Genomic DNA, 14,092 nt, shown 5'->3' on the forward strand with positions numbered 1-14,092 from the left:
TCTTCCTGAAACTTTTATAAAAACCCTGCACCTGGAATACTAACTAACCAATTAAACAAACAATTTCCAGGCGCAGGGCAAGCAATTTTAATTTTTACCTTACTTCCATGGCCAAAGAATCCATCCAGGCAATGAATACTTCCTTTTCTTTAGCCGAAAGTTTCGCATCCCAATGCACCAGGGTATAGGAAGAAAGTGGCATTTCCCCATCTTCCACCTGGCTGCTTATGGAGCGCAATTTGCTGCTTTGCCGCCGGGAAGAATATTCTCCGAACTCACTAAAATTCAATTCTTCCTTACCTTTTTCAATATGGTCGTTCAAATACCAGGTAAATGGTTGGATCTTATTGTACCAGGGATAATTGGTGTTATTGCTATGGCAGTCATAACAGGAGGTTTGCAGGATTGTATTAATGTTTTCCGGCACTTCAAAAACCTCAGTGAAATCTGATTGTGGTATATAATCACTCGTATTTCGGTTTGCGGGAATAAATTGTATTCCGACAAACACAACCAATAAAACCAGGCCAATGATCTTTAGGAACTTCATGTACTAAATTTCTTTCTGGACCTCTCCACAGGTAAGCATACTTTGCCCAAAATAAGGGTTTCTTATTTCTTCACTGGTACTTAACCATATTGCACCTTTGTTGGAGTTGTACATAGGGCAAAACTGTTGGTAAAGAGTTTTGGGGCTTCCGGTGATTTCCAACATATCTGCAAGATCAACGCTAAGGATATCAAAATGTTCCCGTTGATGAGCTATATCGCTCATGGTTATATGTTCAGCATGTTCTTTGGCATCCTCTATTATTTCCGTCAACTCTTGTTGCTGCCCTTCTTCATATTCACTCATATCAAACTCTTCAAAAGCTTTTACCAGGCCTTCACCGGCTTTTGCTGCATCTTTAATATTATCGGCTACAAGCGCATCTTTTAATTCCAAATAGTCATTAACGATACGCCCTGTTTGTGAATCCTCATTTTCACTGCCCATTACATCCTGGGAAGGTTGAGCCCCACCTTCCATCATATCTGAATCTGCGTTCATGTTTTCATGGTCCATGGTTGAATGGTCAACGCTCCCTTCTTCATTATTGTTTTTACAGGATACTGCTGTTAGGCTTGCAATTACTAACATTGCAATACCTAAGTTTACTTTTAGATTCTTCATTTTAAATGGTTTTTTAATTGTTATGAATTATTACTGATTATTTATTGATATACACTTATTTGTGTTTTATTAAAACCTTATGCTAAGTCCACCCCCGGCCCCAAACCTGTTGTCATAGCTTCCCATAATTGAAAAGTTTTTTGCCAGGAAATATTCGGCCCCCACTGTGAGGACTTCTTCTTTTTTAAAGTTTTCTCCTTCAGGAAGTTCGTTTACCCATCCAAAGTCGGCCTGGAATTCATATTCTGCAAAGACTGCGATCCTGCGAAAGACCAGGATTTCCCTGCTCAGGCTTATTGTTGGCCGCAGTTTGTTGTCCATGCGCACATCCAAATTGAACCTGTAGGGGGTAAAATACCGTATCCCTGCTATGGCGGTAGTAGCAATTTCATCCAGACTATTGGTACTTTCGTTTTCTACATTTACACCACCAAAAACGCGAAACCAGTCGTTTAAATAGCGTTCATAAGTAAGTTCTGCCTCCATGTTTTGGTTCCAGCCATATTCTCCGGTTAGTGTGAACTGGTTCCTGATGTTGGATGAAACCAGGTTAATTTCCGTCATATGGGAAGCGACATCCACCATTCCCCAGGTAAAAAAGTGATTGCTCGTATTGGTGAGGATCTTGAGGGGATGATCTTCCAGGCGTTCATCCCTGGGGGTATCGTAACTAAAAATACGTGCCATACCAGAATCCAAATGGTACAGAATATGACAATGAAAGAACCAGTCGCCATATTCATTGGCATCAAATTCAATCACCACTTTTTGCATAGGTGCCACATTCACCGTGTGTTTTAACGGCGAGTATTCACCGTGTTCATTTATGACCCGAAAAAAATGGCCATGTAAATGCATGGGATGGTGCATCATTGTAAGGTTGTTCAGGGTTATACGGGTCACCTCTCCCTGTTTTATTTTTATTTTATCGCCTTCAGACAGGGGGACACCATTTAAACTCCATACATAACGCTCCATATTACCGGTTAAATTCAGGAGGATCTCCTTAACGGGTTTCTCTTCAGAAAAATCTGTTTGTTCAGGGGCTTTCAGGTAATCATAATTAAATTCGGAAAACATGCCGCCTTGCATGTCCATTTCCTGATCCATCTCCATTTCCCCATCATCGCCCATATCGTGATCCATTTCTTCTTCAGCATCTTTATTCATCTTCATGTTTTCCATCTCCTCCCCATTCATATTATCGTGGTCCACCATCATCGTGTCTTTGGATTTTTTCATTTCATCCATCTCATTCATATCGTGGTTCATTCCTTCCTGATCCATTCCGTCCATTTTACCGTGGTCCATACCTTCCATTCCGTCCATTTGCATACCGTATTTTTCTGCCGTTTCGTGCGGTGTTTCTTTACCCGGGTTAAATTTCATTGCAGGGGCCCCCATTTTCATGTCCATGTCTGCCATTTGTTTCATCATCCCAATTAGGTCTGGTTTGGGCACATTTGGTGCACTTACAACTGGCCCCTGGCCAAGGAATGCCGAGGTTTGGCCGGTACCGTCTTGCGCAGTAGCCCGAGCTTCCAGTTTTCCGCTCTCTGGAATGGTTACAATAAAGTCGTAAGTTTCAGCTACGGCAATAAACGTTTTGTTATGTTCTACAGGTACTACGTCCAGTCCGTCTGCAGCTACCAATAATGGGGTTTCCCCTCCAAATGTCAGCCAAAACTGGGTAGAGGCAGCTGCATTAATAATTCTTAATCTTACCCTTTCTCCCGGTTCAAACTCTGGATATTCCTGGCTCGTCGCTCCATTAGTAATGAAGGCAGGATAATACACATCTGAAATATCCATCCCTTCCATGCGCTGTTTCCAAAATTTTAACTGGGCTCCCAATGCTCCCCGTGCTATCACCCTGTTAAGGGGAGCAACGGTATTTTTCTTGATCCCATACCACTCATTGCCTCGTTTAAGGGTTTTTAGGACGTTTTTAGGTTTTTCAAATGTCCAGTCTGCCAGGACGAGGACGAGCTCTGAATCATAATCAAGATCCTCTTCCGGGTCTTCAATAACAAATGAACCATACACTCCATTCTGTTCCTGTAATGCGGTGTGGGAATGGTACCAGTAGGTTCCTGCTTGCTTTAAAGCAAATTCATAAGTAAAAGTTTCTCCCGGTTCTATAGGAGGAGTTGTGAGATAGGGAACCCCGTCAAAAAAATTGGGAAGCAGTAGGCCGTGCCAATGCACAGAGGTTTCCACATCCATTTCATTTTTAACGTGAATTACAGCATACTCTCCTTCTGTAAACCTTAAGGTAGGACCTGGAATACTGCCGTTAATGGTCATTCCCATTTTCTTCTTTCCGCCTATTTTTACTTCCTCCTGATCTATGGTTATGTTATATTCCCTTACCGGTAGATTATCAACATTTCCTTCAACAGATTGTTGTTGCTGCTGGGGAAACATTCCCCATGTAATTCCTATAAATCCTATTAAAGCGCCGAGTTTTTTCATAACTGAGTTTATTTATATTTTTTAATCAACTTTCATTCAATCTTATTCCTTTCTTAAAACCGGTACCACTTTTAAGAATCTTTTCCGGATGTTTATAACGCAAGCCATAAAACTACAAATACTGCCGCCAGAAAAAGACCTAAAATAATAAGAAAAGCATATAACTTATCTTTTTTAGTTACTTTGGACCCCGCAGATTTTCTTTTTTCTTTTGTTCTCTCCTGAACTTTCTATCTCCTTTCATAAACTTGTCAATTTTCAAAGTATGCTTTTTTGTGCCTGCCAATGGGCAGGAGTAGGATATGTGATCTGGTCCTCAATATCCTGCGGGAAACGGCTGCCAGTCGGTAAAAACGATTTGCTGATTTCCCCCTATATCGGGGATAGCATCTACCGGGACAGGATCGCTGGGCAGAAAGCCCAGATCCCAGTTAAACGGAGCTGTCACAAGCCCCCAGCCGATCATGAAGATAAGCAGCAGGATAGTGACCAGCCGGTTGTAAAGAAAATATTTTATGAATTTATTGAACATTCTCAAATGCTATTTAATGAAATTGATCCTTCGGAAAAAAATGAGATGCCCCAAATGGCGCATAGCAAAGGAAGCATTATCAGAATTATTCCTGATTAGCCGAATTCATTAAATAATCAAATAAGAAAAACCTGGTCCAGCACCTGAATATCGGAAACCAGTAAGGGTGGGGTGTAATTTTTATAAGGACTTGCCTGTAAGGGAAGGCCTTTAAAAAGATTAATATAAGAATAGGTAAAAGTGGCAAGAAAGAGCTGTTGGTCAAAATCAAGCGAATTATAAGAAGCTTTTAATTCATCCTGTCCTTCAATCGCTATTTTTTGATTTTCACAGCAAAATTCCTGATCTACAGAATCCTCAGTTGTATCGGAATGTTCGTGCATTTCCATTCCGCAACTTTCGGCCTCAGAAAATATAGCCATATCCATTAATATACTTCCACAAAAATGTTTGTCCACCGTAAAGGAAGAGGTAGAGAACAACACCAAAAGTGCCATACTTACAGAAACAATATTATGAAAAGCTTTTTTCATGAAGCACAAAGATAAGGATTTTTACTATCGTAATGATCTCATTTCTTTCACTTTCGTGGAAAAAACATTCAAATTTTTGGAATTGTAAAGACTGAAAGTGATGTGTAGTAGTGGCGTTAAAATAAAAGCGAACAACGGAGTATTCCATTTATATCATCTTATAATGGTAAAAGGGTACTGGAAATTTGCATTGAAAGACCATGTTCCTCACACCAGGTTCTCACCACATTTCCCTCTATTTCGCTACTATCCATTGTGGGAAATTGTTGAGGATGAGAAGCAGGGGGCTCCATCGATAAAATTAAAAAGGTTTGGATAACAATCTCCCGATTCTTATTGGAATTTCTAGAAGATCTTCAAAATAAATTTGGAGGCCACCCCCTCACCCGTTGCATTTGTAATGAATTAAGTTAACCATTAAATACTTTAGTACATTTTGAACACGACGGATTAAGTATTTCAGAAATTATCTGGGAATTAAGTTGGTTTAAAAATTTATCGCTTACACAGAAGTGGGGAAAATTGGTTTTTAAAAATAAGCCTTGCCCCTTTAAATTAAGCTTTACCTATCCCGGCATTAATCAGTTTTTCTTTTGTGATTGCATTGCCTTTGCAGCAATCCAGTAATTTTCCATCTACCGCAATTGCCGGTAAATTCTTGATCCCATATTCATTTATCTTGGAAACACAGGACTTATCATCACATTGTTTCACCAAATCATAAGTAGTGAGCTCGCAATTATCACAAGCGAGATCTTTAACCATTTTTACAACTGGATCACATACGGGGCAATTGGCCGTAAATATTTCTACTTGACGTTTCATCTTTTTAAATTTTAATTATTAAATAATTTTTTATATCCTATTAATAATAGAAGAATCCAAAGGTAAGGGAGACCCAGGGGTGGTCTCCAACTGAAATTCAAAAAATATAATAATCTTTTTAGTAAGGTAAAATGAGATGAGGGGCAATAAGTTAATGCCTAAAAAAAGAGATAATTTTCCTTACTCGTTCTTTTGGCTATTCCCCTCTATTCGCTTCCGTAAATCGGCTATTTCACTCATTTTGGAAGTAAGGGTATCCAGTTCCAAATCGGGGAATTGTTTTCGTATAAATTCAATGCGATCTTCATTTCCACAATCTCCCGGGCAGGCTTCAACGGTTTCAGAAATTTTTATGGCCAAAGCTTTCCGGTAAGTTTCATCCAACAATAAAAAATGAGCCTTATCCAGCCCTTTTTGTGCCGCTTTAAACTGAATAAGAATCTTATCGGGGTTAATATCTTCATCAAGCATCTTTATGAGACCATGTATCTGTCCATTAATGCTCTGTAGCCTGGTTTTGATGTCTTTACTTAAATCTCGTGGTATCATTTTGTTTTATTTTTTCAAATTTAAAACATGACCTGGGGTGGTCCACAAGTTTTATGAGATAATTTAACAGCAATTGATATTATCCTGAACTGGCGGACAAGCAACAGAGCCGTAACTGCAGTATACACAGCAGTCTCCCTCTTTGGGTTTTAAAACCTCTTTACATTGCACGCATTCATAAAAAAACTGGCACGCATCTGTTGGCATTTCTTCTTGTTTGGAATGTCCGCAACTTGGACAAGTAATTGTTGATTCGGTTATAAAAGAATTCATTTTTTTATTATTTTAATTAATCATACCATATATACAACATCTGAACCTGATGAAGGATAGGTTAGGATCATGGTTTTTAAATCTTTGGAAGTAAATCCGGCTTTTATAGCCAGGGCAAATAGATTTATTACTTCCTCGGCATGTGGGCCAATGAGATGTGCTCCTAAAATTTTTCCGGTTTCTTTCTCGACGAGTGTCTTGTAGGCATAAGTTTTCTCATTGATCCTTTTCGCGGTAAACCAGTCGGGAACACGATCCTTGTTCACCTTAAAGTTTAGACCTTTTTTAGTGGCTTCTTTTTCAGAAAGTCCTACTGAAGCCATTGTGGGCAGCGTAAAAACAACGGTGGGAATCGCGGTGTAATCTGGTTCCTTAGTGTTGCCTTTTAAAATATTGGATGCTACAATATGTCCTTCCATAACGGCAACCGGTGTAAGGGGAATACCATCTGTATCTGCTGCATCCCCGGCAGCATAGACATTTGGATTGGTGGTGCTTTGCAAATATTCATTCACTTCAACTCCTTTTTTACCAAAGGCGATATTTGCTTTCTGCAGGTCCAAATCAAAAATGGCAGGAGGCCTTCCAGCAGAATTAATCACCTGCGCAGCCTCCCATTTCTTTTCCCCACTTTCACCTTTTCCGGTTACGCAAAAAGCCCCATTCGCCTCTTCAATCGCCGTAACGTTGGTGTTCAGAATTAATTGTATGTCTAACTTCCTGGTAGCTTCAGTTAATTGATCTACTATAAAAGGATCAAATTTCTCCAGTGGCCTTTTCCCCCTGTGAATTATGGTCACTTTACTGCCAAAACGGGCAGCCATATGTGCAAACTCAAAAGCGATGTACCCACCGCCAATAAACAGCAAAGAGGATGGCAGGATTTTGAAATTGAGAAAATCTGTACTGCTAATAGCATACTCCTCACCCGGAATATCCAACTTTCTCGGTTTTGCACCCGTGGCTATTATGATCTTTCCGGCTTCTATAGTTTCATTTCCTACCTTCAGTTGAGTTTCAGAAATAAATTTTGCTGATTCATGAAAAGTATCAATTTTGTTTTTTTCGTAGCCTTTTTCAATTTTAGGCGGCATAGCATCCACCAAATCCTGTTTGAATTTCATTGCTTCCTGCCAATAAATAGCTGGCACTTCAGAAATTTGCTTTTCGTATAAATTATGAGCTAAATGTTTTGCTTCAGTAGGACCGAGCATAATCTTTTTTGGGTCACATCCACGAAGGGCACAGGTACCACCATAGGGTAATTCATCTGTTATTCCTACCCTAAGGCCTTTAGAAGCACATTTATTGGCAACATTCATTCCTGCCATTCCGGAACCTATTACAAATACATCATACTTTTTCATCTCACTTTTTTTAGGTTACTTATCTACTACCTTATAGCCGGTACTGCTTATGGCTGTAATAATTGCAGCCTTATCTACTTTTGTTTTGTCATATTCAACTAGCGTATTGGCATTTTCATAGCTCGCCTTGACCGAGAGAATCCCCTCAAGTTTATTAACTTTATTTTCCACCGGTGCTTCACATCCTGCACAGGTCATTCCTTCTACAACAAATATCTCCTTAACAATATTTGTTTGTGAGACATAAACAATTTCCTTGTTAGGTTGGCTGTAAAATACCTCGGAGTAAGTTGGAAAAGCCAGCATAAGCCCTGCAAATAGGGTTACAGCTAGTAAAAACTTCTTTGTCTGAAAAAAAGATTGTTTTTCATCTTCTGCACATCCGCAATCACTTTCAGCTTCTTTTCTATATCTCAACTTTTGATACCAGGCCAAGCCCAGAACTAACACCGTGAGAGCAATTAAATACGGCCGGAAAGGTTCCATCCACGAAAAGGTAGTCGCCATGCCACTCGTGCCCGCGACTAAAGCAAGAACCGGGGCAATACAACATAAGGAAGCCGCTATAGCTGCTACTACTCCGCCTAAAGCAGCTTTATTGAATTTATTTTGAGTAGTATCCATTTTAAGCAGATTTTTTTAATGATTTAATTGAAGTGAAGATGTTATTCAAGATCTGAGTTTCAGATTTTACCAGTGAATAATACAAAGTTTGTCCCTCCCTTCTGGAGGTAATGAAGCCGGCATCTTTCATTTTCCGGAGATGTTGTGAAATCGCCGGCATACTCATTTCTAAAATGTCTGCTATATCACAGGGACATAATTCATTCTCCATATTTAAAAGGAAGAGAATCTTTAAACGCACATCATTACCGGCAATGGACAGAAGTTTTGTCATTTGCTGGAAACCGTTGTCCAAATTTTCAATTGTTGCTTGACAATTTAAAAGCTGTGTATGGTTAGCTTCAGCGCGTGTACAGGTTATTTCAAGTTTCATAAATTATTTTTAATGCTGCTAAGGTATATGTTATTTATTATTTAAGCAACTTATTAAATATAAATGAAAAGATACTGAATTTTTTTCCGGGACAACTGTTGCGAAAAATCTATTCTATAGACAGGTCTCATATCTGACTCCTTCCACTCAAATGGCTGGTAAATATCAGTCTCATTTTTTCTTTTAGTCCCGCTGAATTATACCTAAATTTTATTTCCATGTCCTGTTTCTTAATTCATTATAATTTTTTTAACTTTACCAAAGCCGTAATTGCTCTTCTTTTTATAAGCCCGCCTATATAAGTTTTTATGGATCATCAAAAGAAAGTTGCGAAGTAGCTTTTTCTAGAGGTCCTAATATTTGCACACCTTGTGCAATACTATTTTCTTATATTTGTAATGTGAAAATACTAGCAACCACTATTTTGTCTTTCCTTTTCTCGTTCCAGTCTTCGGGACCAGTAATGGATTGGTGTTGTGAATTATTAAAAATACCAAATCTTGTTGAGCACTATAATGAACAAACAGCAGATACTGGTATTACTTTTTTTGAATTCTTAGATTACCATTATGGAGACCAGGAAAGCTCCAAAAACCACGAAAACGACGCTCATGACGGTGAACTTCCATTACAAGGCCATCATTCATGTTCTCATGGAATTTCGCTTATTAGTCCCGAAAAATTTGGACTCATCTCTATTGAACTTCCAGAGAATCAAAGGACAAGCATTTTTTACCAGCCCCCATTCTCTTCGGCCAGTTTAGGCTCAGTTTTTCAACCACCCCAGGTTTAATTCATTTTACTGTTAGGATTCCTATATCCTAATGTCATTGATCACTTCAATGGCTTACCCTATTTTTTATAATTGAATTAAACTTTTTTACATGATTAATAAGATCATAGCATTTTCTATAAACCATAAGTTTATAGTGGGTCTATTTACGTTGGCTTTAATTGGAGCCGGGATCTGGTCCATGATGACCGTAAACCTGGGCTCGGTTCCCGATATTACAAATAATCAGGTTCAAGTTATTACCCAATCCCCAAGTTTGGGTACTGAAGATATTGAACAATTTGTCACCTATCCCGTAGAATTGGCTATGGGAAACCTGCCCGGGGTGACGGAATTAAGGTCTGTTTCCCGCTTCGGACTCTCGGTGGTAACCATCGTCTTTGAAGATGATATGGGCACCTACTTGCCCCGGCAGCTGGTTCAGGAAAAATTGACCGAGCTGCAGGAAACCATTCCCGAAAACTTTGGCAGCCCCACTATGGGGCCTATATCTACTGGGCTAGGACAGATATATGAATATACCGTTCAGCCGCTACCAGATTATGAAGAGGAGTATACTCCTACGGAGCTCCGAAGCATTCAGGATTGGATAATCAAGAGACAGTTGACACTTCTTGAAGGAGTTGTCGAAATAAATTCTTTTGGGGGATACATCAAGCAGTACGAAGTAGCTATTAGCCCTGAGAAATTAAATGCGCTGGATGTAAGCATCTCCCAGGTGTATGAGGCCCTGGCCAGGAATAATGTAAATACCGGCGGAGCCTATATAGAAAAGAACAAAATGTCCAACTTCATTCGTGGAGAAGGCCTCATCCAGTCCTTAGATGACATCAGGAAAATAGTTGTTACCAATGAAAATGGCACTCCTGTTACCATTGGGGATATAGCCGAAGAAGTGAGTTTCGGAAGTCAGGTGCGTTATGGTGCTTTTACTCAAGATGGAGAAGAAGCCGTAGGAGGTATTATTATGATGCTGAAAGGTTCCAACCCTAATGCAGTGATACAGAGGGTCCAGGAAAGGATGGCGGAGGTAGAAGGATCCTTGCCGGAAGGACTAGAAATAAGGCCTATCATTGACCAAAGTGCCCTTATTGGCAGAACAACTGATACCGTAACCCAAAACCTGCTGGAAGGTGCTTTGATCGTAATCTTCGCATTGGTATTCCTGTTGGGGAGTTTGCGTGGAGGGCTAATAACTGCTACGACCATTCCGCTTTCCTTACTTTTTGCCTTCATTCTGATGAAGCAGTTTGGAGTTTGGGCAAACTTAATGAGCCTGGGTGCCATTGACTTCGGGATAATCATTGACGGGGCGGTTATTATCATAGAAGGCGCCGTTTATGAAATCCATAAAAGGATCAAAGCCGGAAAAGTCAAATTTAATCAGGCTGTCATGGATGAGGTCGCTTACGACTCCGGAAGTACTATGATGGGGTCTGCATTTTTCGGCCAGGTTATCATCCTTATCGTGTTTGCGCCCATTTTGTTCCTGACAGGAGTGGAAGGCAAAATGTTCAAGCCAATGGCCTACACTTTTGGTTTTGCAATGATAGGTGCCATTATCTTGTGCCTCACCTACGTTCCGATGATGTCTGCATTGTTTATGAAGCCGATTGAAAACAAGAAAAACTGGTATGGCAAGTTAGAACGCTGGCTGGAAAAAGTCAGTGATAAAATTATTGGTGGCATTCATCGTGCCTACCTTCCGCTTTTAAAAGCTTCCCTTCGCCTCAAAGCAGCGGTGATCATTGGAGCTGTCATTTTATTAGGGGCTGCAGGATACATTTTTTCCACAATGGGGGGAGAATTTATTCCGCAGCTTGATGAAGGGGACATTGCGATGCAAGCTTTAATCCGTCCAGGTAGTTCATTAAATGAATCTATTGAAGTCTCTAAAAAAATTGAGACCTTACTGTTGGACAATTTCCCGGAAATAGAGACTGCAACAGCCCGTATTGGGGTGGCGGATATTCCTACCGATCCCATGCCGATGGATATTGCGGACATGTACTTAATACTGGAAAAAGACAGGGACAAATGGGTTTCTGCTGAGACAAAAGAGGAACTTATCGAACAAATCCGGGACTTGCTAAACAAAAATCTCACAGGTGTCAATTTGGTTTTTACCCAGCCTATAGAGCTAAGGTTTAATGAGCTATTGGAAGGAGTACGAGAAGATATTGCGGTAAAACTCTATGGCGAGGATTTAGAAGTTCTATCCACTAAGGTTCAGGAAATGGCAGAGATTATTCAAACCGTACCCGGAACAGGAGATGTAAATGCAGAGAGAACTTCTGGTCTCCCGCAAATGACGGTACGTTACAATCGGGACAAGTTAGCACAGTACGGGCTTGATATTCAAAAAATAAATGAATATATAAATACCGCTTTTGCAGGCGGAGTGGCAGGAGTGGTTTTTGAAGGAGAAAGGCGTTTCGACCTGGTAGTTCGCTTTGATGAAGAGCACCGTCAGAGTATTGAAGACATACGGACCTTATACATTGATCTGCCAGATGGTACCCAAATTCCGATTAATGAAATAGCCGAAATTAGTTATATACCCGGACCAATGCAAATTTCCAGGGACGACACCTATCGCAGAACATACGTTGGGGTAAATGTGAGGGGCCGTGATGTGGAGTCGGTTGTAAATGACATTCAGGGTAAATTGGATGCTGAACTGGATTTACCTCCCGGTTATTACATTTCTTATGGCGGTGAGTTTGAGAACCTTCAAAGTGCCAAAGATCGCCTGATTATTGTGGTTCCTATCGCACTCTTCCTGATATTCGTGCTGCTTTATTTTGCCCTGGGCTCATTCTCGCAGTCTATTATGATTTATATGGCCATTCCATTAGCGGCCATTGGGGGTATTTTTGCCCTCTGGCTACGAGATATGCCTTTCAGTATTTCGGCAGGGGTAGGATTTATCGTGCTCTTTGGGGTGGCTGTTCTTAACGGATTGGTATTGGTGAACCGTTTCAACTCCCTTAAAGAAGAAGGGGTAACCAATATTAGGGACAGGATTCTCATTGGTACCAAAGAACGTATAAGGCCGATCATGCTTACAGCTGTAACCGATATTTTAGGCTTTATGCCAATGGCGTTTTCATCTTCGGCCGGGGCAGAGGTTCAGCGCCCCTTAGCTACGGTGGTTATTGGAGGTATGCTTACAGCTACCCTTCTCACCCTTGTGGTGTTGCCAGTCCTTTATACTTTAATAGAAAATATGAAAAACAGAAGAAATAATAATAATAATGGCTTGGTACCAGCTCCGGCAATATTGGTGGCGTTGTTTTCTGTCGGAAGCCTTTTAGGTTTAAGTACATCTGCACAGGCACAAGAAACAAACCCACTGCAGGATACGTTGCCAGTGCAGCAAGAAATGGTGGGGGTACAGGATTCTTTACCAAGTCTCACTTTAGAAGAGGCACAGGAACGGGCAATAGAAGCTTTTCCAAGAATAAGAGCCGCTGTATTGGAGATAGAAAGCCAGGAGGCTTTAAAGAAAACGGCTTGGGATCTTGGTAACACGCAGGTCTTTACAGGAGCGGAAGAAATTAGCAATGGCTCGAATAATACTGACCTTGGAGTCTATACACAAATCGGAGTTCAGCAACAGAATATCGACATCTTCGGTATTGCTCCGCGCCTGAAGTTGCAGAAGGAAAGAGTAGCTCTTGCAGAAGAAGCCCTTGGTCTTTCCGTGCTCGAGGTGGAGCTGGAGGTGAGCCAGGCATGGGCTTCGGTGTATGCGGCTAAAAACCAGTACCAGGTTTTTGAACAGTTGGATTCCGTATTTACCGATATTGAAAGAGCGGCACAAATCAGGCTGGAAACCGAGGCTATTTCCAGGCTTGAGTATTTAGCTACTGCCAACCAGGGCAATGAGGTAGAAATACAAAAAGAGCAGGCTTATCGGGACTACCTTAGTGCCCTCCAGCGATTCAACCTGTGGTTTGCCAGTGACACGCTTTACACGGTGCCAAATGTTCCTGCCGATCAGTTAGACGAGCCTATAAGCGATTTACTGCGACCCCTTGATAATCATCCTCTGCTCAATGTGTATGAACAAAGGGTGGATGTAGCCAATGCAACCGTAAGGGAAAGGCGATCGCAGTTTTTGCCAAAATTTCAGGCGCAGTATGGAAGGCAGAAGATTGACGGCCAAGCGGACTTCTACCAATATCAGGTAGGAATTAGCATTCCCTTGTTTTTCGGACCGGAATTAGGCAGAGCACAATCGGCCAGGGTAGACCGGGAAATAGCCGAGGCAAACTTACAGCAGACGCAGTTGGAACTAAAGACAGCTTATTCTGAGGTCCGCGAACAATACCTGAAATGGCTTAATTCCTGGACATATTACCAGGAGGAGGCGCTTCCCTTGGCTCGCGAACAACGACAAGGAGCCATCATTGCCTACCGCGAAGGGGCGATTGATTATGTGACTTTTCTACAAAACCTCCGCGATGCCGTGCGTATAGAGGTTGATGCATGGCAGGCATTTGGTAGTTATCTCGACAGCCGCTCTCAACTCGAATATTATCTGAATAATTCCGATTAAAAATAATTTA

At 40.9% G+C, this 14,092-nt stretch carries 12 protein-coding genes and 1 pseudogene; 2 read left to right on the forward strand and 11 right to left on the reverse strand.

The features are described 5' to 3' along the window. Nucleotides 1-94: 94 nt before the first annotated feature. The 11 genes and pseudogenes from FK178_RS05305 to FK178_RS05355 all read right to left on the reverse strand — a co-directional run bounded on the left by FK178_RS05305 (nucleotide 95) and on the right by FK178_RS05355 (nucleotide 8,725). Nucleotides 95-550, reverse strand: a complete 456-nt coding sequence (locus FK178_RS05305; protein WP_146831745.1) for a heme-binding domain-containing protein — start codon at nucleotides 548-550, stop codon at nucleotides 95-97. Between the two features lie 3 nt (nucleotides 551-553). Further along, nucleotides 554-1,174: a DUF3347 domain-containing protein gene (locus FK178_RS05310; protein ID WP_146831748.1), complete on the reverse strand. Its 621-nt coding sequence runs from the start codon at nucleotides 1,172-1,174 to the stop codon at nucleotides 554-556. A 69-nt stretch (nucleotides 1,175-1,243) separates the two neighbouring features. Next, nucleotides 1,244-3,649, reverse strand: coding sequence for a multicopper oxidase domain-containing protein (locus tag FK178_RS05315; RefSeq protein WP_146831751.1), 2,406 nt, complete (start codon nucleotides 3,647-3,649; stop codon nucleotides 1,244-1,246). 297 nt (nucleotides 3,650-3,946) lie between these two features. Then, nucleotides 3,947-4,181, reverse strand: a pseudogene (locus tag FK178_RS05320) (hypothetical protein); the annotation flags it as partial. 116 nt (nucleotides 4,182-4,297) lie between these two features. After that, nucleotides 4,298-4,714 carry an HYC_CC_PP family protein gene (locus tag FK178_RS05325; RefSeq protein WP_146831754.1) on the reverse strand — a complete coding sequence of 139 codons (417 nt, stop codon included), beginning with the start codon at nucleotides 4,712-4,714 and terminating at the stop codon, nucleotides 4,298-4,300. Nucleotides 4,715-5,269: 555 nt separating this feature from the next. Next, nucleotides 5,270-5,539, reverse strand: a complete 270-nt coding sequence (locus FK178_RS05330) for a thioredoxin family protein (protein ID WP_146831757.1) — start codon at nucleotides 5,537-5,539, stop codon at nucleotides 5,270-5,272. A gap of 180 nt (nucleotides 5,540-5,719) precedes the next feature. Beyond that, nucleotides 5,720-6,088 (reverse strand): metal-sensitive transcriptional regulator, encoded by a 369-nt coding sequence (locus FK178_RS05335; protein WP_146831760.1) that lies wholly within the window; start codon nucleotides 6,086-6,088, stop codon nucleotides 5,720-5,722. Between the two features lie 63 nt (nucleotides 6,089-6,151). Next, entirely contained in the window at nucleotides 6,152-6,361 is a 210-nt protein-coding gene (locus FK178_RS15630; RefSeq protein ID WP_146831763.1) for a GDCCVxC domain-containing (seleno)protein, read from the reverse strand. A gap of 20 nt (nucleotides 6,362-6,381) precedes the next feature. Further along, a complete protein-coding gene (locus FK178_RS05345) occupies nucleotides 6,382-7,728 on the reverse strand; it encodes a dihydrolipoyl dehydrogenase family protein (protein WP_146831765.1) in 1,347 nt (448 codons plus the stop codon). A gap of 15 nt (nucleotides 7,729-7,743) precedes the next feature. Then, on the reverse strand, nucleotides 7,744-8,352 hold the full coding sequence (gene merTP / locus FK178_RS05350) for a mercuric transport protein MerTP (protein WP_146831768.1): 609 nt from the start codon (nucleotides 8,350-8,352) through the stop codon (nucleotides 7,744-7,746). 1 nt (nucleotide 8,353) lies between these two features. Next, entirely contained in the window at nucleotides 8,354-8,725 is a 372-nt protein-coding gene (locus FK178_RS05355) for an ArsR/SmtB family transcription factor (protein ID WP_146831771.1), read from the reverse strand. A gap of 400 nt (nucleotides 8,726-9,125) precedes the next feature. Here FK178_RS05355 and FK178_RS05360 point away from each other — a divergent pair, with 400 nt between their 5' ends. Further along, entirely contained in the window at nucleotides 9,126-9,518 is a 393-nt protein-coding gene (locus tag FK178_RS05360) for a hypothetical protein (protein ID WP_146831774.1), read from the forward strand. A 91-nt stretch (nucleotides 9,519-9,609) separates the two neighbouring features. After that, nucleotides 9,610-14,082: a CusA/CzcA family heavy metal efflux RND transporter gene (locus FK178_RS05365; protein ID WP_146831777.1), complete on the forward strand. Its 4,473-nt coding sequence runs from the start codon at nucleotides 9,610-9,612 to the stop codon at nucleotides 14,080-14,082. Nucleotides 14,083-14,092 lie beyond the last annotated feature (10 nt).

Origin of the sequence: Antarcticibacterium arcticum (assembly GCF_007993795.1) — a bacterium.
GTDB lineage: Bacteria > Bacteroidota > Bacteroidia > Flavobacteriales > Flavobacteriaceae > Gillisia > Gillisia arctica.

Bases quoted from the DNA above. Each gene is read 5' to 3' on its own strand.
- FK178_RS05305 (WP_146831745.1), bottom strand. From the start codon at position 550: ATGAAGTTCCTAAAGATCATTGGCCTGGTTTTATTGGTTGTGTTTGTC.
- FK178_RS05310 (WP_146831748.1), bottom strand. From the start codon at position 1,174: ATGAAGAATCTAAAAGTAAACTTAGGTATTGCAATGTTAGTAATTGCA.
- FK178_RS05315 (WP_146831751.1), bottom strand. From the start codon at position 3,649: ATGAAAAAACTCGGCGCTTTAATAGGATTTATAGGAATTACATGGGGA.
- FK178_RS05325 (WP_146831754.1), bottom strand. From the start codon at position 4,714: ATGAAAAAAGCTTTTCATAATATTGTTTCTGTAAGTATGGCACTTTTG.
- FK178_RS05330 (WP_146831757.1), bottom strand. From the start codon at position 5,539: ATGAAACGTCAAGTAGAAATATTTACGGCCAATTGCCCCGTATGTGAT.
- FK178_RS05335 (WP_146831760.1), bottom strand. From the start codon at position 6,088: ATGATACCACGAGATTTAAGTAAAGACATCAAAACCAGGCTACAGAGC.
- FK178_RS15630 (WP_146831763.1), bottom strand. From the start codon at position 6,361: ATGAATTCTTTTATAACCGAATCAACAATTACTTGTCCAAGTTGCGGA.
- FK178_RS05345 (WP_146831765.1), bottom strand. From the start codon at position 7,728: ATGAAAAAGTATGATGTATTTGTAATAGGTTCCGGAATGGCAGGAATG.
- merTP (WP_146831768.1), bottom strand. From the start codon at position 8,352: ATGGATACTACTCAAAATAAATTCAATAAAGCTGCTTTAGGCGGAGTA.
- FK178_RS05355 (WP_146831771.1), bottom strand. From the start codon at position 8,725: ATGAAACTTGAAATAACCTGTACACGCGCTGAAGCTAACCATACACAG.
- FK178_RS05365 (WP_146831777.1), top strand. From the start codon at position 9,610: ATGATTAATAAGATCATAGCATTTTCTATAAACCATAAGTTTATAGTG.